Origin of the sequence: Amycolatopsis vancoresmycina, from assembly GCF_000716785.1 — a bacterium.
In the GTDB taxonomy this organism is placed as follows: Bacteria; Actinomycetota; Actinomycetes; order Mycobacteriales; family Pseudonocardiaceae; genus Amycolatopsis; species Amycolatopsis vancoresmycina.
This window is the reverse complement of record NZ_JNYY01000004.1, coordinates 330,015-354,095: the sequence shown is the minus strand read 5'-3', so window position 1 is coordinate 354,095 and position 24,081 is coordinate 330,015. Positions and strand designations below refer to the sequence as shown.

Sequence of the window (24,081 nt, the reverse complement as noted above, 5' to 3'; positions counted from 1 at the left end):
GCCAACGGGAAGAACACGAAAGCTCGGCGCATGATCACTCCAGGGGGTCGGGTCGTTTTCAGTGAAGCAGACACCGTCACATGCGGCAACCGGTTAACGCTCCACGGCCAGGCGGACGCCGAGGCCGATGAAGATGCCCCCGGTGGCGACCTCGATCCGGCGCTGGTTCCGCTTCCGCCGGACCCACCCGCCGACGCGGCCGGCGAGGACGCCGACCGCGCCGTCGACGAGAAACTCGAAGGCGATCAGGATCGCGCCGAGGACGGCGAACTGCAGCCAGACGTGCCCTCGGGCGGGGTCGACGAACTGCGGGAGGAAGGCGATGGTGAAGGTGACCATCTTGGGGTTGAGCAGGTTGGTGAGCAGGCCGCTGAGGTAGGCGCGGTCGCTCCGGCGTTCGACGAGCGGCTTGCGGTTCCGGATGGCCTGGACGCCGAGGTGGATGAGGTAGGCGGCACCGACGACCCGCACGACGGTGAAGGCGACGGGCACGGCGGCGAAGAGCGCGGCGAGCCCGGCCGCGGCGACGGCGACGTGGATCGCTTCGCTGGTGGCGACCCCGGCGGTGGCGAGCAGCCCGGCCTTCGGGCCGCCGCGCATGCCGCAGCCGAGGATGAAGAGCATGTCCGGCCCCGGCGTCACCATCGCGACGGCGGTGGTCACGAGGAAGGCCAGGAGGAGGTGCTGGTCGACCGGCATGGCCCGATCCTGGCACGCCGGCCGTGCCGCACGAACTCCTTTTCCGCTCGTCAGGCCCGCACGGCCGCCGCGACGCGGGCCGCGTCCTCGATGCCGCGCTCCGGGGGCTCTTCCGACAGCGGCAGCAGCACCACCGAGCCGCTGCCGGCTTCGTGCAGGGAGTGGACCGCGGCCGCGCAGGTGTTCAGGTCGCCGCAGACGGCCAGCCGGTCGATCCACTCCGGGCGCAGGCCGGCCGCCAGCTCGTCCACTGTGGACGTCGAGTCCATCAGGGCCAGCAACTCGGTGGCGAACGGCAGGCCCTCCACCTGCACGCGGGAGCCGGGGTTCAGGGACTCCGCGACGGTCGTGCGTGCCCGCTCGCGGTCGCCGAGGGCCAGCCAGTTGTACGTCACCAGGGCGTGCGGGCCGGTGGCCGCGATGCCCGCGAGCGCCGTCCGGACGAACTCGGGCGGCGACGGCTCGGCCAGGATCGTCCCGTCCGCGGAGGTCCCCGCCACGGCCAGGGACTTCGGCCGGCGGACCCCGGCCAGCACCGGGGGCACGGTCTCCGGCGGGAACACCAGCTCGACGGCGTCCAGCTCGACGTGGCGGCCGCGCATCGAGACCCGATCGCCCGCCAGGAGCCGGCGGACCGCCACCAGCGTTTCGTCCAGCGCCGCCAGCGGGGACTCCGGGTAGGCGCCGATCTGGCGCATCCACGACGCCACGCCGTGCCCGAGGCCGCCGATCAGCCGGCCCGGGTGCAGCTCCGCGAGCGCCGCCAGCTCCATCGCCGCGATCGCCGGGTTGCGCGCCACCGCCGGCAGCACCCCGATGCCGACCTTGATCGTCGAGGTCACCGCGAGCGCGGTCGCGACGGTCGCGATGCCCGCCGCCCAGAAGCAGTCCTCGACCAGCCAGACCTCGTCGAGGCCGGCGGCTTCGGCCTGCCGCGCGAGCTCGACCAGCTTGGCCGGCGGCTGCTCGCGGTTGATCCGGACACCGACCGACCTCGTGGGTGCGTACATGCGCTGTCTCCTGTTCAGAGGCGGGAAAACGCCGGCGCGTACTCGAAGGCGCCCGCCTGGGTGGGTTGGTACGCGGCCAGCGTGCGCGCCTGGAAGTGCGGGCGCCACGCCGGATCGGGTGGCGTGATCGAGAGCGTGTCCGCTCGGACGAAGCCGAACCGGGAGTAGTAGGCGGGGTTGCCGAGGAGGACGACCAGGCCGTGGCCTTGGGCGTCCGCGGCACCGAGGACGGCGTGCATGAGCGCGGAGCCGACACCGCTGCGCTGGTGCGCGGGCAGGACGCCGAGGGGGCCCAGCCCGACGGCGGTGTCCTCGTCCTCGCCGAGGCGGGCGCGGCTGCAGCAGACGTGCCCGACGACCTCACCGTCGTGGAGGGCGACGAGGGAGAGGGGGTTGATCAGATCGCCGTCGGCGCGGAGTTCGTCGACGAGGGGGGCCTCGACGGGGGTCACGCCTTCTTCGCGCCGGAAGGCTTCGCTGTGGACGGTGTGGATCGCGGGGCCGTCGGCGGGGGTTTCGCGGCGGATCAGCATGATCGCCACCTTGCCCCGAACCGGCGGCTGGGGGCAATCGGGTTTGGGCTGCGCCCCCCAGTTGCCACGCTAGCGGAGGGCACCGACAGTTCCGGGAACGGCGAAGGCCCCCGCGTTCCTGGTGCGGGGGCCTTCGCCGTGGTCAAGCGGTCAGTCGAACGCCTTCGCGATCAGCGCCTTCTGCTCCACCTCGTGCACCTTCGACGAACCCGCCGACGGGGCCGCCATCGGGCGGCGCGAGACGACCTGCAGGCCCGAGAGGACCTCCGGGAACTTGCGGGGCAGGTTCAGGCCGAAGAACGGCCATGCACCCTGGTTCTCCGGCTCCTCCTGGACCCACGCGACCTGCGTCGCGTTCGTGTAGCGCTCCAGGGCCGCCAGCAGCTTCTTCTTCGGCAGCGGGTAGTACTGCTCGATCCGGACGATCGCGACGTCGTCCGCCTCGCGCTTCGCCCGCTCCGCCACCAGCTCCCAGTACAGCTTGCCGGAGGTCAGCAGGACCTTGCGGATCTTCGCCGGGTCCGGTGTGACGTCGTCGATGACCGACATGAAGCGGCTCTCGCCGGTGAAGTCGGCGACCGCCGACGTCGCCGCCTTGTTGCGCAGCATCGACTTCGGCGTGAAGACCACCAGGGGGCGCTGGATGCCGTCGAGGGCGTGGCGGCGCAGCAGGTGGAAGTAGTTCGCCGGGGTGGACGGGACCGACACCGTCATCGAGCCCTCCGCGCACAGCGACAGGAAGCGCTCGATGCGGCCGGACGTGTGGTCCGGGCCCTGGCCCTCGTGGCCGTGCGGTAGCAGCAGCACGACGTCCGAACGCTGGCCCCACTTGGCCTCGCCGGAGGAGATGTACTCGTCGATGACCGTCTGGGCGCCGTTGACGAAGTCGCCGAACTGCGCCTCCCACATCACCAGCGCTTCGGAGTTCGCCACCGAGTAGCCGTACTCGAAGCCGACGGCCGCGTACTCCGACAGCGCCGAGTCGTAGATCATCACGCGGCCCTGGCCGTCGGCCAGGTTCTGCAGCGGCGCGTACTCCTGGCCGGTCTTGCGGTCGATGAACACCGAGTGCCGCTGGGTGAACGTGCCGCGCCGCGAGTCCTGGCCGGACAGCCGGACCAGCCGGCCCTCCATCGCCAGCGACCCGAACGCCAGCAGCTCGCCGAACGCCCAGTCGATGTCGCCTTCGCGCGACATCTTGTGGCGGCGCTCCATCACCGGCTTGACGCGCGGGTGCGGCGTGAAGCCCTCCGGGACCTGGACGAACGCGTCGCCGATGCGCTCGATGACCTCGTCGGCGACCGCCGTCTTCACCTTGGCCGGCACCTGCTGCTCCTCCTCGACGGAGGGGCTGGCCTTCGCCGGGTGCTTCTCCAGCTCGCGGACCTCGTTGAAGACGTGCTCCAGCTGGCTCGAGAAGTCGCGCAGCGCCGCCTCGGCCTCCTCGACGGAGATGTCGCCGCGGCCGATCAGCGACTCGGTGTAGGTCTTCCGCGTCGAGCGCTTGGTGTCGATGATGTCGTACATCGCCGGCTGCGTCATCGAGGGGTCGTCGCCCTCGTTGTGGCCGCGGCGGCGGTAGCAGATCAGGTCGATGACGACGTCCTTGTGGAACGCCTGCCGGTACTCGACGGCCAGCTTGGCCACCCAGTGCGCGGCCTCCGGGTCGTCGCCGTTCACGTGGAAGATCGGCGAGCCGATCATCTTCGCGACGTCGGTGGCGTACTGCGAGGAGCGCGAGTGCTCCGGCGCGGTCGTGAAGCCGACCTGGTTGTTGACGATGACGTGCACGGTGCCGCCGGTGCGGTACCCGCGCAGCAGCGCCAGGTTCAGCGTCTCGGCCACGACGCCCTGGCCCGCGAAGGCCGCGTCGCCGTGCATCAGGACCGGCAGCACGGTGTAGCCCTCGCCGCCCTTGTCGAGGATGTCCTGCTTCGCGCGGACGATGCCCTCGAGGACCGGGTCGACCGTCTCCAGGTGGGACGGGTTCGCGGTCAGCGACACCTTCGTCTCGCCGTCGCCGAACATCCGGAAGTACTTGCCTTCGGCGCCGAGGTGGTACTTCACGTCACCGGAACCGTGCGCCTGGCCCGGGTCGAGGTTGCCCTCGAACTCCTGGAAGATCTGGCTGATCGGCTTGCCGACGATGTTGGCCAGCACGTTCAGGCGGCCGCGGTGCGGCATGCCGATGACGACCTCGTCGAGCTCGTGCTCGGCGGCCTTGTCGAGGATGGTGTCGAGCAGCGGGATCGCCGTCTCGCCGCCTTCGAGCGAGAACCGCTTCTGGCCGACGTACTTGGTCTGCAGGAACGTCTCGAACGCCTCGGCGGCGTTCAGCTTCGAGAGCACGTACTTCTGGACCGCGGGGTCCGGCTTCTCGTGCGGGATCTCGACGCGTTCCTGGATCCAGCGGCGCTCCTCGGGGTCGAGGATGTGGGTGTACTCGATGCCGACCGTGCGGCAGTAGGAGTTGCGCAGCACGCCCAGGATGTCGCGCAGCTTCATCCGCTCCTGGCCGGCGAAGCCGCCGACCGGGAACTCGCGGTCGAGGTCCCAGAGCGTCAGGCCGTGGGACAGCACGTCCAGGTCGGCGTGGCTGCGCTGGCGGTAGTTCAGCGGGTCGGTGTCGGCCATCAGGTGGCCGCGCATCCGGAACGCGTCGATCAGCTCGATCACGCGGGCGGTCTTGTCGACCGGGCCGTCCGGGATGTCGGCGACCCAGCGGATCGGCTCGTACGGCAGGCGCAGGCTGGTGAAGACGTCGTCGTAGAAGCCGTCTTCGCCGAGCAGCAGCTGGTGGATGCGCTTGAGGAACTCGCCCGACTCCGCACCCTGGATGATGCGGTGGTCATACGTCGAGGTCAGCGTCATGATCTTGCTGATGCCGAGGTCGACCAGCGTCTTCTCGCTGGTGCCCTCGAAGGCGGCCGGGTACTGCATGGCGCCGACGCCGATGATGGCGCCCTGGCCGGCCTGCAGGCGCGGCACCGAGTGGTTGGTGCCGATGCCGCCCGGGTTGGTCAGCGAGATCGTGGTGCCGGAGAAGTCGTCCGCGGTCAGCTTGTTGTTGCGGGCCTTCTTGACGATGTCCTCGTACGCCTGCCAGAACTGCAGGAACGTCATGTCCTCGACGCTCTTGACCGAGGCCACGACGAGGTTGCGCGACCCGTCCTTGCCCTTCATGTCGATGGCGAGCCCGAAGTTGACGTGCTCCGGCGTGATCGCGAACGGCTTGCCGTCGATCTGCTGGTAGTGCCGGTTCAGGTTCGGGTAGTCCTTCAGCGCCCGCACCATGGCGTAGCCGATGAGGTGCGTGAAGGAGATCTTGCCGCCGCGGGTGCGCTTGAGGTGGTTGTTGATGACGATGCGGTTGTCCGCCATCAGCTTGGCCGGGACCGCGCGCACGCTGGTCGCGGTGGGGACGCTCAGCGAGGCGTCCATGTTCTTGGCGATGGCCGCCGCGGCACCGCGCAGCTGCTTCGACTCCGGCTCTTCCTTCTTCGCGTCGGCCTTGGGCTCGGCCTTCGCGGCCGCCGGCTTCGGCGCGGCCTTGGCCGGCGCCTTGGCGGCGGGGGCCGGCTTGGCGGGCGCGGCCTGCTTGGCCGCCGACTCCGCGTTCTGCACGGCCTTGGCCGACGGCTGCGCCGCCTGGCCGTTGGTGGCCGGCTTGGCGTCGGCCTGCTGCCGGGCGGTGTCCGCCTTGGCCTGCGCGCTCTGCGTCGGCTTGAAGTCCGCGAAGAAGTCGTGCCAGGCGGCATCGACTGAGGAAGGGTCGGCGAGGAACTGGTCGTACATCTCTTCGACCAGCCACTCGTTGGGGCCGAACTGTGACGCAGGGCTGCTGCTGGACACGGCTGGGGCTCGCCTCTATCCGTCTCGATCTCGATCTTGAATCCGCTGATGCGCCTACCAGGCTAACCCCCTCGGTGACCGCGATGTGATGGAACCGGCCTGTGTGAGGCGTGGCGCACTAGGGTATCGGTCACTGACTCGATCAAGATGTGCTAAGGGAACCTTAAGCGCTGGACCCGGTACAGCGTTCCCGGGCTCTTCCGGCCGGCTTCCTCCGCCGGCCGTCGGGCGTTCACCGCGGCGGGTTCCACTGGAGGGATGTGGCTGGTCGAATGTCCTTCGTTCTGGGACCAGGGCCTGGTGCGGCCGCTGGTCACCGAGTCCGGCGCGGTCGTCCTGCGGTGTGACTCGTGCTCCGCGGTCTGGCCGACGCTGGCCGACTTCGAGGAGATGGAGTGGGTCGAGCCCGACGAGCCGGACTGGCTGGTGGGGGCGGGGATCCACGTCCGGCCGGGCACGGTCCGCTGGGCGTCGCGGCCGGACGTCGAGGCGGCCGGGCTGGGCGGGTTGAGCTGGCGCGCGCTGCCCTAACCGAGCTCGTACGGCGGCTCGTGGGGGACGAGCTTGACGGCCAGGTGGAGCTGGTCGGTGGCCAGCAGCCCGGCTATGTCGCGGATCACCGGTGTGACATCGGTGATGCCGGTGACCCACTCCTCGGCGAGCTCGCCGCCGAGCCGGATCGCCTGGAAGTTCAGCGGTGTGTGGTCGAGATCTCGCTCGGGCGCCCACTCGACGTGCCCCGCGAGGAGCTGCTCGAAGCCTTCGCGGGTGAGGTCGACGGCCAGGATGCGCTCGTGGCCGGGCTTGCGGCCGTTGTCGCTCTCGAAGGCCGCGAGCCGGAACGACGGCGTGACCTCCACGCTCCCGCCCGGCTCGATGGTCTGCTTCTCGAGCGCGGCGTCCGCGGCGGCAGGCGAGCAGGCCAGGTAGACCCGGACGGTCGTGTCGGTCTGCGCCGCCCGGATCTGCCGGTCGGGAACCCGCTTCTCTTCGAACATGCCCGCCATGCTCCCAGGTTTCGGCCACACGAACCCGTATCCCGCGTGATTGAAGCCGTAACTGGCGTGATTGGAGCCGTAACTCGCGAGATCCGGCTTCGATCACGCGAGTTACGGGCCTGATCACGCGAGTTACGGGCTCAGCCGAGGGCCCAGAGGCGGGCGTAGTGGCCGTTGGCGGCCAGGAGCTCGGCGTGGGTTCCGGTCTCGGCGATCCGGCCGTGGTCCAGGACCACGATCCGGTCCGCGCGGGCCGCCGTGGCGAGGCGGTGGGCGACCACGAACGTCGTGCGGCGGCGGGCCACGTGTTCCGTCGCGCGCAGGACCGCCGCCTCCGTCGACGGGTCCAGGGCCGCCGTGGCCTCGTCGAGCAGGAGGACGTCCGGGTCGACCAGCTCCGCCCTGGCCAGCGCGACCAGCTGACGCTGGCCTGCCGACAGCGACCGGCCGCGTTCGCCCACCGGCTGCAGGAACCCCGACGGGAGGGCCGCGACGCCGTCGAGCGCGCCCACCGCCCGGACCGCGGCCTCGACCTCCGCGTCGGTCGCCGACGGGCGGCCGTAGCGGACGTTGTCGGCCACCGTGCCCGAGAACAGGTGCGCCTCCTGCGGCACCACGCCCATCCGGCGCCGCATCCCGGCCAGTTCGTACTCGCGGACGTCCGTGCCGTCGATCCGGACCTCGCCGCCGGTGACGTCGTAGAAGCGGGCCACCAGCTTCACCGCCGTCGACTTGCCCGCCCCGGTCGCGCCGACCAGCGCGATCGTCTCGCCCGCCGCGACGTCCAGCGAGAACTGCTCCAGCGCCTTGCCCTCGGCGCCGCTGTAGGAGAAGTCGACCTCCTTGAACGACACCTCGCCGCGCAGCCGCTCCGGCACCGCGACCGGCTTCTCCGCCGCCGGCACCGACGTCGGCGTCCGCAGCAGGTCGCCGATCCGGTTCAGGCCGACGCTCGCCTGCTGGTAGCCGTCGAACACCGCCGACAGCTGCTGGATCGGCGAGAAGAACTGCTGCAGGTACAGCAGGAACGCGAGCAGCACACCGGCCGACAGGGTGCCCGCCGAGACGCGGTTCGCGCCCGCCACCAGCACCGTCGTCGTCGCCAGGTCCGACAGCAGCGCCACCAGCGGGAAGTACGTCGCCACGTACCGCTGGGCTCGCAGCCGCGAGCGCCGGTAGTCGTCGCTGCGCGAAGCGAACGCCTCCGCGGAGCGGTCTTCGCGCGTGTACGCCTGCGCGACGCGCAACCCGCTGACGTTCTCCTGCATGTCCGCGTTCACGACGCTGACCCGCTCGCGGGCCTCGTTGTACGCCTTCGACGCCGACCGCCGGAAGATCACCGTGGCCACCGCCAGCACCGGCACCATCGCCAGCGCGTACAGCGCCAGCCCGGCGTCGGTGACCAGCAGCGCGCCGGTGATCCCGGCCAGGGTCAGCGCGCTGACCACCGCGGTGGCCAGGCCGGTCTGCAGGAACGTCGAGAGCGCGTCGACGTCCGTCGTCATCCGGGTCATGATCTTCCCGGACAGCTCCCGCTCGTAGTAGTCGAGCCCGAGCCGCTGCAGGTGCGCGTAACTGCGGACGCGCAGCGCGTACAGCACCGTTTCGCCCACCCGTGACGTCAGCCGCGTCTGCGCGAACACCACCAGCCAGTCGGCCGCGATGACCGCGGCGCCGATCCCGGCGGCCAGCCAGATCATCCACTCGACACCGGCGCGGACGCCGTGGTCGACGCCGAATTGGTACAGCCCCGGCAGCGCGATCGACGCCAGCGCGTCCGCCGCCACCAGCGCGATCACCAGCGAGAGGGGCCCGCGGACCGGCCGCAGCAGCCCGCCAAGCCGGAACTTCGGATCGGGTGCGGTGACGTCCACGTCGGGCAGCCGTGGCTCGTCGACGGCGGGCGGGAGCCGGCGCACGCCCTCGATCAGCTCCGGGGTCGGCGGCACGTCGAGGCCGCCGCCCCCGCCGACGAACCCGCTGCTGTTCGGGTCGCCGCTGCGCATCCGCGCCGCGTCGGCCAGTGCGTCGACCTCGTCGCGGCTCTCGTCCCGCGGCCACAGCGACGGCGTGACGCCGTCCTGGCCGCAGTCGAGGCCCTCGCAGCGGTGCTTCTCCTCGACGTCGTCACCCGGGCCCGCCACCAGCTCGCGGAACAGCGGGCAGCGCGCCATCAGCTCGGCTTCGGTGCCGACGTCGACCACACGGCCTTCGTCGAGCACGGCGATCCGGTCGGCGAGGGCCAGTGTCGAGCGCCGGTGCGCGATGAGCAGGGTGGTCCGGCTCGCGGTGACCGACCGCAGCGTGTCGTGGATCGCCGCTTCGGTGACGGTGTCGATGGCCGACGTCGCGTCGTCGAGGACGAGGATCCGCGGGTCGGTGATCAGCGCCCTGGCCAGCCCGAGCCGCTGCCGCTGCCCGCCCGAGAGCGTCAGCCCGCGCTCGCCGACCAGCGTGTCGTAGCCCTCCGGCAGCGCGCGGATGAACCCGTCCGCCTCCGCGGCCCTGGCGGCGGCGACGATCTCCTCCTCGCTCGCGTCCGGGCGGCCGTAGGCGATGTTGTCCCGGATCGACGTGGAGAACAGGAACGCCTCTTCGAACACGACCCCGATCGCCTGCCGCAGCTGCCGCAGCGGGACGTTACGGACGTCGAGGCCGCCGACCCGCACCGCGCCCGCGTGCACGTCGTAGAACCGGGGCAGCAGCAGCGAAATCGTCGACTTCCCGGAGCCGGCCGTGCCGACCAGGGCCAGTGTCTCGCCCGGGTTCGCGGTGACCGACAGGCCGTCCAGCACCGGCTCGCTGCGGGTGTAGCCGAACCGGACGCCGTCGAGCTCGACGCCGAGCGGCCCGGCCGGCAGCGGCCGCGCGTCCGGCGCGTCGACGACCTCCGGCTGCGCGTCGATCAGCTCGTACACGCGCTCGGCGCCGGCGCGGGTCAGCTGGGCCTGCACGACCAGGCCGGACAGCATCCGCGCCGGGCCGATCAGCGTCGCGAGGTAGGTGGCGAAGGCGAGGAACGTGCCGAGGGTGATGGACCCGTTCAGCGCGAGGACACCGCCGATGCCGAGCACGGCGACCTGGCCCGCGGCGGGCAGGGCGGCGGTGGTCGCCGTCGGGACCGCGGACAGCTTCGCCGCGCGCAGCCGCTCTCCGAACAGCTTCCGCGCGGTCGCCTCCAGCTTCGAGACCTCCCGCGTCTCCTGGCCGAACCCCTTGACCACCCGGACGCCGGTGACGGTTTCTTCGACCTGCTGCGCGACATCGGCCGCGCGCTGCTGCGCCGACCACGTCGCCGGGAAAAGCCGCTTGCGGCTGCGCGCCACGATGATGCCGACCGCGGGCGTGACGACCAGCGCGATCAGCGTCAGCACCGGCGACAGCCACAGCATCGCGACGAACGACAGCAGCGCGAAGACGACCGAGCCGAACGACAGCGGCACCTGCATCAGGATGCCGGTCACCAGCTGCAGGTCGGAGATCGCGCGCGAGGCGACCTGGCCCGTGCGCAGCGCGTCCTGCTTTCCGCCGTCCAGCCGGGAAACGGCGTTGAAGACCCGCTGCCGCAGGTCGTGCTGCACGTCGAGGGCGAGCTTCCCGCCCAGGTAGCGGCGCGCGAACGCGGTGCCGAACGCGACCAGCTGCAGCGTCACCAGGAAGACGGCGATCCCGGGCAGCCCGCCGGTGCGCCCCGCCACCGCGTCGTCCACCGCCGTGCGGACCAGCAGCGGGCTCGCGGCCTGCACCCCGACGCCGAGCGCGGCGGCCAGCAGCGACAGCACGACGAGCACGCGGTGCTCCCACGCCGCGGCCGACAGCCGGCGGATCCAGCCGGTCGTCTCGGCGGGTGGGAGCTCTTGACGGGAGCGGGGCGGAGCGATGGTCACGTTGTCACACTAAGCGCCACCACCGACAAAATATTTCCCTGAATGCCGAGAAGGCCACCTCGAGCTGCTCGAGGTGGCCTTCGACGACAACGGGACTACGTGATGTCGCGCTTCTGGTTGCCCGCCCAGCCGAGGCCGAAGAAGAGCATCGTCCACGCGAAGAAGATCAGCGCCGACGCCCACCACGAGATCACGCCCGGCGCGCCCGCCGCGAGCTGCAGGCCCAGCGCCGACCAGTGGTCGACCCCGCCCGGCAGGTTGAGCGAGTTGATCCCGAACGCGTCCGCCGCGATCCCGCCCACGATCCCGTTGGCGGTGCCGTTCGGCAGGATCCCGCCCAGGATGTCGGCCGGCCCCCACAGCGCGATGACCAGCACGTTCTCCACGATCAGGAACCACACCAGGAACAGCACCACGGCCAGCGGCACGTTGCGCAGGACCGCGCCGAACCCGATGCCGAACAACGTCACCAGCACCGACGCCAGCACCGTCCCGCCGAGCGCGGCCAGCCACTGCCCGGCCGACGGCCAGCGCCCCGCGTCCACCGACGCCATCACCGCGATCGCCGAGACGCCGAAGCTCACCAGACCGTAGATCGCGCCCCACGCCACGTAGGTGAGCATCTTCGCGGTCAGCGCCGCGATCCGGTTCGGCGCCGTGAGGAACGTCGTCGTGATCGTCTTGCTGCGGTACTCACCCGCCAGCGCGAACACCCCGAACAGCCCGGGGATCAGCTGCGCGATGTTCACCCCGTGCGCGAACGCCAGCAACCCGACCGGCAGCTTGCTCGCGTCCAGGCCCACCGCACCCGCGACCTCACGGGCATCGCTCGAGCCGATGAAGTCCGCGAAATCGTTCGTGATCTTCCCCCACACGAAGGTCAGCCAGAACGCCACCAGCGCCAGCGGGATCAGCAGCACCCACCACGTGTTCAGCGAAAGCGTCTTGCGGAACTCCGCCTTGACCAGATTGCCCATCACCGCTGCGGCCCTCCCCAGTACTGCTGTTGCTGCGGACCCGACGGCGGGTACTGCTGTTGCTGCTGCGGGCCCGAAGGCGGGAACTGCTGCGGCGGGTACCCGGGCGGCGGCCCCTGGTACTGCGGCGGCGGATACCCGGCCTGGCCACCGGCGTACTGACCCTGCGTCAGCTGGAAGAACATCCGCTCCAGATCCGCGTGCTCCTCCTGCATCCCGTACACCGCGATCCCGGCCTTCGCGGCCACGTCACCGATCTGCTGCACACTCGACCCGGCCACCGCCACCCGGCCGTCCGGCGTCGGCGACACCTGCTGCACACCCTGCTCCTGCAACGCCTTCACCAGCGCCGCCGGATCCGCGGGCTGCACCAGAACGCGCGATTGCTGGCCCCGCCGCAGCTGCTCCAGCGGACCGTAGTACCGCGTCACCCCCTGGCTGATGATCACCACCTGGTCGATCAGCTGCTCGACCTCGTTCAGCAGGTGACTCGACACCAGCACCGTCCGCCGCTGCTCCCGCGCGTACGAACGCAGGAAGTTCCGCAGCCAGAGGATGCCTTCGGGGTCGAGCCCGTTCGTCGGCTCGTCCAGCACCAGCACCTGCGGATCACCCAGCAACGCCGTCGCCAGCGCCAGCCGCTGCCGCATCCCCAGCGAGAACCCGCCCGCCTTCCGATCCGCGGCACTGCCCAGCCCCACCAGGCCCAGCACCTCGTCCGCCCGCCGATCCGGCACCCCGATCGCCGCGGCGTACACCCGAAGGTGGTTGCGCGCCGTCCGCCCCGGGTGGAACCCCTCGTTCTCCAGCACCGACCCCACCACCCGCGCCGGGTTCCCCAGCTGCGAGTGCGGCCGCCCGTTGATCGTCGCCACCCCCGACGTCGGCGTCACCAGCCCCAGCAACATCCGCAACGTCGTCGTCTTACCCGCGCCGTTCGGCCCCAGGAACCCCGTCACCGAACCCGGTTCCACCGTGAAGCTCAGATCCTGCACGGCGTTCACTGCGCCGAACCGCTTGCTCAGGTTCTGCACCACAATCCGGCCACTGCCGTCGTGCATACCATCCCCTAACGTTCCCGCTGATGGGGCGACATCCTGCCCTAACCGGCCCGCCCGCGCCCACGGAACACCCGAACCCGCCAAGAGCGACCTTCGTCACGTTCTGCTACCGGCCGGTATCGGTGCCGACGCCCTGACCACAGGGTTCCCGGCCGGCCGCAGATCAACTCGGTAAAGAATTCGTGCGACTTGCCGACCCGGTGGAGCAAACTCGGCCGAACCCCTCTAAGCTAGGACTCGGCGGCCCGCTCCCAGTGACCCCCAGGCTGGTTGAGCGGGTCGCCCCTTCGTCTTCGCTTCGCTTCGACTCCGTCGTGTTGCCCGGGGGGCCGAGCCCCCCGGACCCCCCACGGTGCCTCTGGCTGCGGTTCCAGCGTTGTCCCGTTCGGGTGGTTGGTCTGGCCTTTTGGCTTTGGGCATTCGCTCGTCGCGCTTTTGGGTTGGGGTAAGGGAACGGGCCCCTGCTGTGTTGCTGCAGGGGCCCGCTCTGGGGAAATGGCTTCTGTTGTCAGGCCAGGACCGTGGCCAGGTCGGTGTGGGGGAGGTCGTGGGCCACGGCGACCGGGGCGTTCGTCAGCGCTCCCGCGTGCGTGTTGAGGCCCTTGGCCAGCGCCGCGTCCGCCTGCAGGGCCGCCTTCCAGCCGTGCTCGGCCAGCTGGACCGCGTACGGGAGCGTGACGTTCGTGAGGCCGTACGTGGAGGTGCGGGGGACCGCTCCCGGCATGTTCGCCACGCAGTAGAAGACCGACTCGTGGACCGTGTACGTCGGGTCGTCGTGCGTGGTGGGGCGCGAGTCCGCGAAGCAGCCGCCCTGGTCGATGGCGATGTCCACCAGGACGCTGCCCGGCTTCATCCGGGCCACCAGCTCGTTCGAGACCAGCTTCGGGGCCTTGGCGCCCGGGACCAGCACCGCGCCGATCACCAGGTCCGCCTGCAACACCGACTCCTCCACCGACAGGCGGTTCGACGTCACCGTGCGGATGCGGCCGCCGAAGTCGTTGTCGATCTGGCGGAGCCGGTCCACGTTCGTGTCCAGGATTTCCACGTCCGAGCCCAGGCCCAGCGCCACCCGGGCGGCGTTCAGGCCCGCAACGCCGCCGCCGATGACGACCACGCGCGCCGGGTGCACCCCGGGAATGCCGCCGGGCAGCACACCGCGGCCGCCGCTCGGCTTCATCAGCGAGAACGCGCCGACCTGCGGGGCCAGGCGGCCTGCGACCTCGGACATCGGGGCGAGCAGCGGCAGCGCGCCGGACGCCGTCTGCACCGTCTCGTAGGCGATCGCCGTGGTGCCGGCGGCCAGCAGCGCGTCGGTCAGCGGGCGGTCGGCGGCGATGTGCAGGTAGGTGAACAGCACCTGGTCGCGCCGGAGCCGCCCGTACTCCTCGGCGATCGGCTCCTTCACCTTGAGGACGAGCTCGCCCTCGGCCCACGTCTCGTCGGCGGTGGCGAGGACCTTCGCGCCGGCGGCGACGTACTCCTCGTCGGTGATGGACGAGCCCAGCCCGGCGCCGGCCTCGACGAAGACGTCGTGCCCGCGGCCGACCAGCTCGTGCACCCCCGCCGGGGTCAGCGCGACCCGGTATTCGTGCTTCTTGATCTCACGGGGAACGGCGATACGCACGGTCGGCCTCCTGGGTCGGTCTGCGTCCGGAATTCAAGCGGTGCTCGCCCTCACGGTGAACCACCCGGACGGCGGTGTCATCGTGCTGGCCGGACAGTTCTTTGCGGGATCCGTAGTGCTGGCCGAACAAGACCCTTGACCTCGACTTCACTTGAAGTAGCACGGTCGGCCCATGCGTGCTGTGTGGTTGCGAGAGTTCGGTGGTCCGGAAGTCCTCGTCCCGGGGGAGGCGCCGGACCCGGTCGCCGGGCCGGGGCAGGTGGTGGTGGAGGTCGCGTTCGCGAACACGACGTTCGTGGAGACGCAGTTCCGGGCGGGGGCGCCGGGGCCGTTCCGGGCTTCGTTGCCGGTGATCCCGGGCAACGGCGTCGGCGGGGTGATCAGCGCGGTCGGCGCGGGGGTGGACCCCGGGCTGGCGGGACAGCGCGTGGTCACGGCGACGGGCGGGTCCGGCGGGTACGCCGAGCGCGTCGCGGTGGACGTGGCGGCGGTGTTCCCGGTGCCGCCCGCGCTGGAGCTCGACGCGGCGGTGGCGGTGCTCGCGGACGGCCGCACCGCGACCGGCTTGGTGCATGCCACCAGCGTGCGCCCGGGTGATCGAGTCCTGGTCGAAGCGGCGGCGGGCGGCGTCGGCGGCCTGCTGGTCCAGCTCGCGAAGGCGGCGGGCGCGACGGTGATCGGAGCGGCGGGCGGCCCGGCGAAGGTGGCCAGCGTGCGGGGAGCCGATTCGGTCGTCGACTACCTGCAGCCGGACTGGGCGGCCGCGGCAGGCGAGGTGGACGTCGTGTTCGACGGCGTCGGCGGCGCGATCGGCACGGCGGCGTTCGGGCTGCTGCGCCCGGGCGGCCGGATGGCGGTCTACGGCCTGGCGGGCGGATCGTGGGCCGAAGTGTCCGAAGAGGACGCCGCGGCACGGGACGTCACGCTGGTGCGGTCGATCGGCAGCCCGGAGCGGATGCGGGCGTTCACGGAGTCGGCACTGGCGGAGGCGGCGGCGGGCCGCCTGGTCCCGCTGATCGGGCAGCGCTTCCCGCTGGCGAAGGCCGCGGACGCCCACGCGGCGATCGAGTCACGGGCCACGGTGGGCAAGACGCTGCTGGTCGCATGATCGACGCCGCCGAGTTCCGCTGGGAGGACGGCGCGCTCACCGTGGGCGTGTGCGAGCTCGACACCGGTCCCGGCTCGTCGCGACGGACCTCAGTTACCAGGTGCGGTGAACGCCGTGAAGGCCACCTCGAAGGAGGTGGCCTTCACGGGTTCCGCCGCGGGAGGGCGGAGACTCAGGCGCGGTACGCCGTCCAGGAGTTCTGCATCCGCGTGGCCTGGCCCGCGGTGAACTCGTACATGCAGCTGTCGTAGCTGTAGTCCATGAAGTTGTGGACCGGGTCCTTGCCGGTCGACGTGCAGGTGTCCTTGTTCGTGGGGCAGCCGGACGTCGCCGTCGCCTCGGCCGGGGTGTCCGACACGTAGTCGCCCGAACCGGAGCAGCCGCCCTGGAACGTGTGGTAGAGGCCCATCCAGTGGCCGACCTCGTGGGTGGCCGTGTCGCCCTCGTTGTAGTTCGTCGCCGAGCGGCCGGGCAGGGACTCGTCGAGGATGACCACGCCGTCGAGCTTCGGCTGGGAGCTGTAGTTCGACGGGAACGTCGCCCAGCCGAGCAGGTCGTCGCCGAGGTTGGCGGTGTAGATGTTCAGCGCGTTCTTGCCGCCCTTGCGCAGCGCGTTCTTCATGTTGCGCTCGGCCGACGTGCCGTCGGTGATGCCGTTGTACCAGGTGGAGTTGTTCGTGTAGTCGGTGCTGACGAGCGAGAAGCTGAAGCCGCTCGACGCGTAGGCGCTGTTCAGGACCGAGATCTGCTTGCTGATGGTCGACGCGGGCAGGTTGCCGGTCGAGCCGCTGGTGATCACGTGGAAGTACACCGGGATCGAGACCGCGGCGGCCTGGGCGGTGCGGGCCGTGCGCTTGCCGGCGAGCTTGCTCTGCATGTCCGCCTCGATGCGGGCCGCCTCCGCCGGGGCCACCGTGTCGGCGTGGCCGTCCTTGCCGCGGTCCGCGGCGTGGGCGGGGGTGAAGCAGTCGCCGCTCGGCGCCGCGACGGCGCTCCCGGCTCCTGCGGCCGGGACGACCAGCGCCACCAGGGAAAGCGCGGACACCGCACCCAGCTTGACGGCCCGACCGAACCGCTCCGAACTGCTCATGGGCGAACTCCTCTTGCAACGACCCGGCTACCCGGGGTGGTGAGGAGAAAAATGCGGCACGCGATCTTCGGAATCCACCATCTTTCGGCGGGAAAAGACACTCCGGACGATCGGCGCGATCCATGCGGAGTAACGCATAGGTCATGGAATGGGCCGAATGGCCCATCAGCTCCAGTGCACGGCGACGAGCTGGGTGAGCAGGGCCAGCCGGACGTCGGGGTCGTCGAGGTCCAGCGGCACCAGTTCCAGCAGCTTCCGCATCCGGTACCGCAGGGTGTTCGGGTGGATCCGCAGCTCCCGCGCCGCCGCCCGCGGGTCGCCGGGGTGGCGCAGCCACTCGTACAGCGTCTCGACGTACCCGGCCCGGCCCGTCTCGTCGTGCGCGCGCAGGGTGCGCAGCGGGCCGAGGTCGGCGACCCGCGCCGCGGCCGCCGCCGTCGCGCCGCGGTGCAGCGTCAACGCCGTCCAGGCTTCGTCGAAGGCGATCACGCGCTCGGCGAGCAGCTCGGCGCGCAGCAGCCCGAGGGCTTCGTCGGCCTGCGCGCGCGACACCGAGAGGTCGCCGATCTCGCCGGGGGCGCCCGCCGCCGCGCGCGGAGCGCCGGTGCGACGGGACGGTCCCGTCGCGACGAGAGCGTCGCGCAGTTCCGCCCAGCCGCCGGGGCCCGGCCGGTCCGGCACCACGGCGTAGAGCAGCCCGGCGAGCTCGGTCGCCACCGGACGGCGGCCGATGCCCTGGGAGAGCCGTTCGAGCATGGCCAGCCGCAGCCCCTCGGCGTCGCGTCCGTCGCCGCCGGTGACCTCGATGACGACCACGCGGTGCGGCTCGTCGGACAGGTCCAGCTCCGCCATCGCCTTGCGCGGGTTCGCGTTGCCTTCGAGCACCGCGCGCAGCAGCTCGGCCGACGCGCGGCGCTGCGCATCGGTGTGTGCGCGCCGCCGCAGCAGGTGCAGCGCGACGACGGGAGCGGCGTCGGCGAACGCCGCCGCGCGCTCGTCGGACACCGGCCCGGCCACCACCGCCCACATCGACCCGAGCAGCTCGCCGCCCATCCGGATGGGCACGATCAGCCGCGGCAGCGTGCCGTCGCGCTGGGCCGGGACGAAGATCGTCTGCCGGCCGCGGGACAGCTCGCGGAACACCCCGCGCGACCGGAACCGCGCGAGCACGTCGTCGGGGATGCGCCGGCCCATGATCGTGGCGACGCGTGCGGGGTCGGTCAGGTCCTGGCGCGCGGAGTAGGCGAGCACGCGCGAGTTGGTGTCCTCGATGGTCACCGGCGCGTCGACGACGCTCGCGACGGCGTCGGCCAGCCGGAACAGGTCGCCGGAGCCGGGGTCGAGGTCCTCCGACTCGTCGGCGAGGGCGTCCAGGACGGTCCGCAGCAGCCAGACGAGCTGCGCCCACGACGTCGCGGCGTGCACCTGGATCAGCGCGACACCGTGGGCCTTCGCGGCCCGTTTGACCGCGGGCTTCGCGGCCAGCGGCGGCTTGAGCAGCACGGCGGCGGCGCCCTGCCCGGCGCTCTGCTTCACCAGCTCGGCGGCGTCTTCGGGACTGGTCGTCGCGACGCCCAGCACGAGGTCACCGGCGGCGAGGGTGACCGACCCGCCGCCGGGTTCGGCGATGACGACGTCGGCGACGGCGGGCGAGTCGTCGGGCAGCTGGAGCGCGTGGAGCAGCGTCGGCCCCACCCGATCGACCACGCTGCGCACCGAAACCACTCGCTCATTGTCGCCGAGGAAGCGGTGGGCGGCTCGGCAGGGTTGCGGGCGGCAGCGACGCCCGGTGGATCGGGGAAAGCGGTTGCGGAGCCGAGCTGACCCGGCGCGCTGCCCGCACTGTCCTTTCCGGACGGCGGGCTCGACGCGGTGCCTTCGCGTGGATCGCCGCCTGGCTGCGCCGAAGGGGGGCCTGCCGGGGCGGCAGCGGGCGGACGGGCCGCCCCGGCAGGCGTTCACGGGGTCAGAGCTCCAGGCGCTCGACCGATCGGCGCGCGTCGAACGAAGGCCGGGCTCGGATATCGCTCACTGCGCTCCTGGGTATCGGGAATTGCCGGGCCCGCTGATCGGTTCCGGGTCCGGCGAGGGGCCGACTCTATGACATCCCCGCGAGCTTTCCCAGCCCGTTCCCCCATTATTCGCAATAGTGGAAAACTCTCGCCGTTGACGCCGGGGAACCGAAAATAAACCGTCCGGCCGGCTGCCGGGGAACGGGGCGGATGTCCGAACTTCCCTTGTGGTGCCCCGACGCCGGCCTCGCCGGGGAAAGCGCGAGGTGGCCGCCTTGTACGGACGTGACGTGGCCGAATGGCAAAAGATGATCGAGCCGGGCAAGGCGATTCTGATCGCCCGCGCGGTCGCGGACAGGGCGACTTCGTACGGCGAATTCGCCGCCGCGTCGTCCCGGCGCACCGGGGCGGCCGGATTCGCCCGCGCGCCCGCGGCGGGCGCCGGCTGTTCTGGGCTCGGCACGTGCGTGAGCTGCACGCGCGCTTCGCCGGGAGCAGCCTGCGCTCCGCCGAGGGCTGAGGCAGAGCGGCTAGCGGGACAGCACCGCCGTCATGGCTCGCTCCAGCTCGCCGGCCGGGTCCGCCACCGGTTCCCGCGCGCGCCACGCGACGATTCCGTCGGGACGGACCAGTACCGTCCCGCCCGCGGTGAGCCCGTACCGCGCGGCGAACACGGCGTCGTCGAGCACGTGGCAGTCGAGCCGGACGTCCAGTTGCGCCGCGACGTCCTCGGCGGCCGGCCGCCACCGCGTCCCGTCGGCGGCGCACAGCAGCACCCACGAACGGCCCAGCAGGTCCACAGTGGACTCCAGGACGGGTGCGCGGAAGCCCGGCCGTCCGGTCGGTGCGTGCACGTCCTCGACGCGCTCGCCGTCGTCCGGGCCGTCCGCGATAACCGCGGTCGAGCGGTAGCGGAACCCGAGCAGGATGCCCAGCGGGTCCTCGGGCTTCGTGAGCCCCGAGACGTCGAGCTCGGGGTGCATCCGCGCCTTCATGTTGTGCAGCGAGGTGTCGATGACCATCCGCGCGATCGGCCGGCGCTCGGCTTCGTAGGTGTCGAGCAGTCCGTCGCCCGCTTCGCCGCGCAGCACCGCGGCGAGCTTCCACGCGATGTCCGCGGCGTCGCCGATGGCCGTGTTGCCGCCCATCCCGCCGGTCGGCGGGGTCACCTTCGCGGCGTCGCCGATCAGGAAGACGCGCCCGGACCGGAACCGGTCGGCGAGCCGCGCGGCGATCTCCCACGAGCCGGTCCAGACGATCTCCGGTGCCAGCTCCGGCAGGTCGGTGGCGGCGCGGATCATCGCGACCAGCCGCTCCGGCGGGAAGCCGGCCGGGCTCTCGCCGCGCTCCGGGTGGTAGTCCGGCGCGAAGACGTACCGGTGCGGTACGTCGGTGTTGACCAGTGCGGCGGTGAAGTCCGGGTGCTGCAGGTAGAACAGGTCGGTGACGCCGGCGAGGACGCGGTCGCCGAGGTCGGCGTCGAACACGACGCCGAGGCAGTGGCTCAGCGCGTCCGGGCCGGTGGTCCCGATGCCGAGCCGCTGCCGGATCCCGCTGCGGCCGCCGTCGGCGGCGACGACGTAGTCCGCGCGCACCACCGTCTCCTCGCCGGAGTCGCGGTGGCGCAGTGTCGCCGTGACGCCGTCGCCGTCCTGGACCAGGCCGGTCAGTTCGGTCCGGAACCGCACCCGCGCGCCCGCCTTCTCCGCGTGCGCCAGCAGGATCGGCTCCACGACGTCCTGCCCGGCCATGCCGGCGGGCAGCGTCGTCGTGGCCGAGACGTCGAACTCGCTCCCGTCGTCGACGATCCGGTGCAGCACCCGGCCGGCCAGGCTGGTCGCGACGGTGATCCGCAAGCCTTGCGACGCGCGCGGGCTCGCCGCCCGCACCTCGCGGTCGATTCCCGCCCAGTGGAACAACTCCATCGTGCGCCAGTTCTGCCCGGCGGCGCGCGAGTGGACCGACGTCCCGGCGTGCCGCTCGACGGTCAGGACGTCCACCCCGGCCTGCGCCAGGAACAGCGACGCGGACAACCCGCCCAGCCCGGCCCCGACGACCAGCACCTGTACCCGCTCGGTCATGACTACCTCCTTGCCTGTGAATCTCCCTGTACAAGTATCTTAGATACAGAGAGATTGACTCGGCAAGGTGCCGGGTATCCCAGGACGTGGGAGCTGTTGGGTGGGCCGTTCGGCGCAAGTAGCTTCGGCCACGTAGCCCTCCATGAAACCCCTTGAGCCGCAAGGAGAACCGATGAGCGCGGACGACACTTCGGCGTGGTCCTTCGAGACCAGGCAGATCCACGCGGGCGCCGCGCCGGACCCCGCCACGGGGGCGCGGGCGACGCCGATCTACCAGACGACGTCGTACGTCTTCCGCGACAGCCAGCACGGCGCCGACCTGTTCAGCCTCGCCGAACCCGGCAACATCTACACGCGGATCATGAACCCCACCCAGGACGTGCTGGAGCAGCGGGTCGCCGCGCTCGAAGGCGGTGTCGCGGCGCTGGCGTTCGCGTCCGGCTCGGCCGCGACCACGGCGGCGATCCTGAACCTCGCCGGCGCGGGCGACCACTTCGTCTCGAGCCCGTCGCTCTACGGCGGCACCTACAACCTGTTCCACTACACGCTGCCGAAGCTCGGCATCGAGGTCACGTTCATCGACGACCAGGACGACCTCGACCAGTGGCGCGCCGCCGTCCGGCCGAACACGAAGTTCTTCTTCGGCGAGACGCTCGCCAACCCGGGCAGCAACGTCCTCGACATCCGCGCGGTCGCCGACGTCGCGCACGAAGCCGGCGTCCCGCTGCTCGTCGACAACACCATCCCGACGCCGTACCTGGTGCGCCCGATCGAGCACGGCGCCGACGTCGTCATCCACTCGGCGACGAAGTACCTCGGCGGCCACGGCACGACGATCGCCGGCGTGCTGGTCGACGGCGGCACGTTCGACTTCGGCCAGGACCCGGCGAAGTTCCCCGGCTTCACCGAGCCGGACCCGAGCTACCACGGCCTCAAGTACTGGGAGGCGCTCGGGCCGGGCGCGTTCGCGGCGAAGGCGCGCGTCCAGCTGCTGCGCGACACCGGCGCGGCGATCGCGCCGCTGAACAGCTTCCTGATCCTGCAGGGCATCGAGACGCTGTCGCTGCGCATCGAACGGCACGTGCAGAACGCGCAGGCGCTCGCCGAGTGGCTCGAGCAGCGCGACGAGGTCGAGAAGGTGTACTACGCCGGCCTGCCGTCGAGCCCGTTCCACGCCGCGGCGCAGAAGTACCTGCCGCGCGGTGCGGGGGCGGTGCTGTCGTTCGACCTGCGCGGCGGTGTCGAGGCGGGCCGGAAGTTCGTCGACGGCACCGAGCTGCACAGCCAGCTGGTGAACCTCGGCGACGTCCGCAGCCTGATCGTGCACCCGGCGTCGACCACGCACAGCCAGCTCACGCCCGAGGAGCAGCTGGCCAGCGGCGTCACGCCGGGGCTGGTCCGGCTTGCCGTCGGGCTGGAAGGCATCGAGGACCTCAAAGCCGACCTGGAAGCCGGATTCCGGGCGGCCAAGGCGGAACTGTGACGGCTGGGCCCGTCACCGGCGCCTGGCGGATCGGGGATCCGCCGGGCCGCCGGCAGTTCGTCACCGGCTCCGGCGCGTTCGCGCTGGAAGCCGGTGGCGTCCTGCCCGGGTTAACGATCGCTTACGAAACTTGGGGGTCACTGAACTCCGACGCGTCCAACGCGGTCCTCGTCGAGCACGCGCTGACCGGCGACAGCCACGCGGCCGGCCCCGCGGAGCCCGGACACCCCGGCGCGGGCTGGTGGGACGGGCTGATCGGGCCGGGCAAGGCCCTGGACACGAACGAGTTCTTCGTCGTGGTCCCGAACGTGCTGGGCGGCTGCCAGGGCTCGACCGGGCCGTCGTCGCCGGACCCGGACGGGACGCCGTGGGGCAGCCGGTTCCCGGTGGTGACGGTCCGGGACCAGGTCGCGGCGGAGGCTTTGCTGGCCGACACGCTGGGCGTCTCGCAATGGGCCGCCGTCGTCGGTGGCTCCATGGGCGGGATGCGCGCGCTGGAGTGGGCGGTGTCGCTGCCCTCGCGCGTGGCTGCGGTGCTGGTGCTGGCGTCGGCCGCGCAGGCGTCGGCCGAGCAGATCGCGTGGGCGTCGCCGCAGCTGCACGCGATCCGCAGCGACCCGTTCTTCCACGGCGGCGACTACTACGCGGCGCCGGAGGGCCCCTTCCGCGGGCTCGGCGTCGCCCGGCGGATCGCGCACGTCACCTACCGCAGCGAGCCCGAGCTGGCCCAGCGGTTCGGCCGGGCCCACCAAGGCGCGGAGGACCCGCTGCGCGGCGGCCGGTTCGCCGTCGAGTCCTATTTGGACCACCACGCCGACAAGCTGGCGTGCCGCTTCGACGCGAACAGCTACCTGGTCCTGACGGAGTCGATGAACACCCACGACGTCGGCCGCGGCCGCGGCGGCGTGGCGGCCGCACTGGGCCGGGTGACCGCCAGATCGGTGATCGGGGGCGTCGACAGTGACCGGCTGTACCCGCTGTACCAGTCTGCGGAGATCGCGGCCGGGATCGCGGGGACGCCGGAGCCGTCGGTGGTGACGTCGCCGTACGGCCACGATTCGTTCCTGATCGAGACCGGGCAGATCGCCGCCCTGGTGAAGCACCTGCTGGGCTGATTGCCCGGTTCAGGGGCCCCTAGTCGGAGACGGCTTCGGAGATCCAGGGCGCGACCGGCAGGTCACGGTCGAGGCACTCCACCGAAAGCCGGATCGTCCAGCGCAGCGCCTGCAGGACGAGGCTGTCCACCTCGTCCGGCGCCGCGTTCGCGAGGGCGATCTCGACCTGCTCCTGGGCGGCTTCGGTGTTGCCGTGCACCTCCGCGAGCAGCGTCCGGACCGCGGTCCGCACCGGCGGGTCGGCCTGGTCGATCGAGACCTCTTCGCCGTCTTCGTCGAACACCTGGACCTTCACCGGGGCGCTGCCGCCGTCGCCGAGGGTGGACACCATCGCGCTGCACTCGCCGAAGAGCAGCAGCATCAGGGCCTTCGTCTCGTCCGCGCGGGCCTGCGGGTCGGCGGCCGACGGGGCGACCTCGCCCAGCGCTTCGGCGTCGTCGCCGAGGCTCAGCGCGGTCAACGCGCGCTGGGCCTTCTCGACGAGCCGGCGCTCCTGCTCGCTCCAATCCGGGTCCACGTGCCCCATCAAACACCAGCGACGGCCCTCGTGG

Annotated in this window: 17 protein-coding genes; 4 read left to right on the top strand and 13 right to left on the bottom strand. The window is 71.7% G+C overall.

From position 1 onward, the window contains the following. Positions 1-93: 93 nt before the first annotated feature. The 4 genes from OO60_RS11415 to OO60_RS11400 form a co-directional block, all read right to left on the bottom strand. Positions 94-699: a LysE family translocator gene (locus tag OO60_RS11415; protein ID WP_003059846.1), complete on the bottom strand. Its 606-nt coding sequence runs from the start codon at positions 697-699 to the stop codon at positions 94-96. A gap of 50 nt (positions 700-749) precedes the next feature. Then, the gene (locus tag OO60_RS11410; RefSeq protein ID WP_003059849.1) at positions 750-1,709 is read right to left on the bottom strand and encodes an LLM class flavin-dependent oxidoreductase; all 960 of its coding nucleotides are present in this window, start codon (positions 1,707-1,709) and stop codon (positions 750-752) included. Between the two features lie 14 nt (positions 1,710-1,723). Then, entirely contained in the window at positions 1,724-2,242 is a 519-nt protein-coding gene (locus OO60_RS11405) for a GNAT family N-acetyltransferase (protein WP_003059852.1), read from the bottom strand. Positions 2,243-2,392: 150 nt separating this feature from the next. After that, positions 2,393-6,094: a multifunctional oxoglutarate decarboxylase/oxoglutarate dehydrogenase thiamine pyrophosphate-binding subunit/dihydrolipoyllysine-residue succinyltransferase subunit gene (locus tag OO60_RS11400; protein ID WP_081911178.1), complete on the bottom strand. Its 3,702-nt coding sequence runs from the start codon at positions 6,092-6,094 to the stop codon at positions 2,393-2,395. Between the two features lie 258 nt (positions 6,095-6,352). Between OO60_RS11400 and OO60_RS11395 the strand changes: the two genes are divergently transcribed. Continuing rightward, a complete protein-coding gene (locus OO60_RS11395) occupies positions 6,353-6,625 on the top strand; it encodes a hypothetical protein (protein ID WP_003059856.1) in 273 nt (90 codons plus the stop codon). Here the strand turns inward: OO60_RS11395 and OO60_RS11390 are convergent. The 5 genes from OO60_RS11390 to ald all read right to left on the bottom strand — a co-directional run bounded on the left by OO60_RS11390 (position 6,622) and on the right by ald (position 14,641). Next, a complete protein-coding gene (locus tag OO60_RS11390) occupies positions 6,622-7,092 on the bottom strand; it encodes a DUF4291 family protein (protein ID WP_033261348.1) in 471 nt (156 codons plus the stop codon). The two genes, OO60_RS11395 and OO60_RS11390, sit on opposite strands and share 4 nt — an antisense overlap. 140 nt (positions 7,093-7,232) lie before the next feature. Further along, the gene (locus tag OO60_RS11385) at positions 7,233-10,979 is read right to left on the bottom strand and encodes an ABC transporter ATP-binding protein (RefSeq protein WP_003059861.1); all 3,747 of its coding nucleotides are present in this window, start codon (positions 10,977-10,979) and stop codon (positions 7,233-7,235) included. A gap of 95 nt (positions 10,980-11,074) precedes the next feature. Further along, positions 11,075-11,956, bottom strand: a complete 882-nt coding sequence (locus OO60_RS11380; protein WP_003059863.1) for an ABC transporter permease subunit — start codon at positions 11,954-11,956, stop codon at positions 11,075-11,077. Next, positions 11,956-13,017 carry an ABC transporter ATP-binding protein gene (locus OO60_RS11375; RefSeq protein WP_003059865.1) on the bottom strand — a complete coding sequence of 354 codons (1,062 nt, stop codon included), beginning with the start codon at positions 13,015-13,017 and terminating at the stop codon, positions 11,956-11,958. Before OO60_RS11375 ends, OO60_RS11380 begins: the two co-directional genes overlap by 1 nt. Before the next feature lie 508 nt (positions 13,018-13,525). Beyond that, positions 13,526-14,641: an alanine dehydrogenase gene (gene ald / locus OO60_RS11370; RefSeq protein WP_003059868.1), complete on the bottom strand. Its 1,116-nt coding sequence runs from the start codon at positions 14,639-14,641 to the stop codon at positions 13,526-13,528. Between the two features lie 172 nt (positions 14,642-14,813). Here ald and OO60_RS11365 point away from each other — a divergent pair, with 172 nt between their 5' ends. Beyond that, positions 14,814-15,749, top strand: a complete 936-nt coding sequence (locus tag OO60_RS11365) for a zinc-binding dehydrogenase (protein WP_003059871.1) — start codon at positions 14,814-14,816, stop codon at positions 15,747-15,749. Between the two features lie 172 nt (positions 15,750-15,921). Here the strand turns inward: OO60_RS11365 and OO60_RS11360 are convergent, their stop codons facing one another. The 3 genes from OO60_RS11360 to rdmE all read right to left on the bottom strand — a co-directional run bounded on the left by OO60_RS11360 (position 15,922) and on the right by rdmE (position 20,932). Then, a complete protein-coding gene (locus OO60_RS11360; RefSeq protein ID WP_003059875.1) occupies positions 15,922-16,839 on the bottom strand; it encodes a zinc metalloprotease in 918 nt (305 codons plus the stop codon). Between the two features lie 165 nt (positions 16,840-17,004). Further along, positions 17,005-18,564, bottom strand: coding sequence for a PucR family transcriptional regulator (locus OO60_RS11355; protein ID WP_033261297.1), 1,560 nt, complete (start codon positions 18,562-18,564; stop codon positions 17,005-17,007). An 817-nt stretch (positions 18,565-19,381) separates the two neighbouring features. Continuing rightward, positions 19,382-20,932 carry an aklavinone 12-hydroxylase RdmE gene (gene rdmE / locus OO60_RS11350; RefSeq protein ID WP_003065928.1) on the bottom strand — a complete coding sequence of 517 codons (1,551 nt, stop codon included), beginning with the start codon at positions 20,930-20,932 and terminating at the stop codon, positions 19,382-19,384. Positions 20,933-21,104: 172 nt separating this feature from the next. Here rdmE and OO60_RS11345 point away from each other — a divergent pair, with 172 nt between their 5' ends. Next, positions 21,105-22,415: a bifunctional o-acetylhomoserine/o-acetylserine sulfhydrylase gene (locus tag OO60_RS11345; RefSeq protein WP_003065930.1), complete on the top strand. Its 1,311-nt coding sequence runs from the start codon at positions 21,105-21,107 to the stop codon at positions 22,413-22,415. Then, a complete protein-coding gene (gene metX, locus OO60_RS11340) occupies positions 22,412-23,530 on the top strand; it encodes a homoserine O-acetyltransferase MetX (RefSeq protein WP_003065932.1) in 1,119 nt (372 codons plus the stop codon). The genes OO60_RS11345 and metX overlap by 4 nt, the downstream gene beginning before the upstream one ends. Before the next feature lie 19 nt (positions 23,531-23,549). Here metX and OO60_RS11335 read toward each other — a convergent pair whose 3' ends face one another. Further along, entirely contained in the window at positions 23,550-24,056 is a 507-nt protein-coding gene (locus OO60_RS11335; RefSeq protein WP_003065935.1) for a hypothetical protein, read from the bottom strand. Positions 24,057-24,081 lie beyond the last annotated feature (25 nt).

Bases quoted from the DNA above. Each gene is read 5' to 3' on its own strand.
- OO60_RS11415 (WP_003059846.1), bottom strand. From the start codon at position 699: ATGCCGGTCGACCAGCACCTCCTCCTGGCCTTCCTCGTGACCACCGCC.
- OO60_RS11375 (WP_003059865.1), bottom strand. From the start codon at position 13,017: ATGCACGACGGCAGTGGCCGGATTGTGGTGCAGAACCTGAGCAAGCGG.
- OO60_RS11335 (WP_003065935.1), bottom strand. From the start codon at position 24,056: ATGGGGCACGTGGACCCGGATTGGAGCGAGCAGGAGCGCCGGCTCGTC.
- OO60_RS11360 (WP_003059875.1), bottom strand. From the start codon at position 16,839: ATGAGCAGTTCGGAGCGGTTCGGTCGGGCCGTCAAGCTGGGTGCGGTG.
- OO60_RS11410 (WP_003059849.1), bottom strand. From the start codon at position 1,709: ATGTACGCACCCACGAGGTCGGTCGGTGTCCGGATCAACCGCGAGCAG.
- OO60_RS11345 (WP_003065930.1), top strand. From the start codon at position 21,105: ATGAGCGCGGACGACACTTCGGCGTGGTCCTTCGAGACCAGGCAGATC.
- OO60_RS11405 (WP_003059852.1), bottom strand. From the start codon at position 2,242: ATGCTGATCCGCCGCGAAACCCCCGCCGACGGCCCCGCGATCCACACC.
- rdmE (WP_003065928.1), bottom strand. From the start codon at position 20,932: ATGACCGAGCGGGTACAGGTGCTGGTCGTCGGGGCCGGGCTGGGCGGG.
- OO60_RS11395 (WP_003059856.1), top strand. From the start codon at position 6,353: ATGTGGCTGGTCGAATGTCCTTCGTTCTGGGACCAGGGCCTGGTGCGG.
- OO60_RS11365 (WP_003059871.1), top strand. From the start codon at position 14,814: ATGCGTGCTGTGTGGTTGCGAGAGTTCGGTGGTCCGGAAGTCCTCGTC.
- OO60_RS11390 (WP_033261348.1), bottom strand. From the start codon at position 7,092: ATGTTCGAAGAGAAGCGGGTTCCCGACCGGCAGATCCGGGCGGCGCAG.
- OO60_RS11380 (WP_003059863.1), bottom strand. From the start codon at position 11,956: ATGGGCAATCTGGTCAAGGCGGAGTTCCGCAAGACGCTTTCGCTGAAC.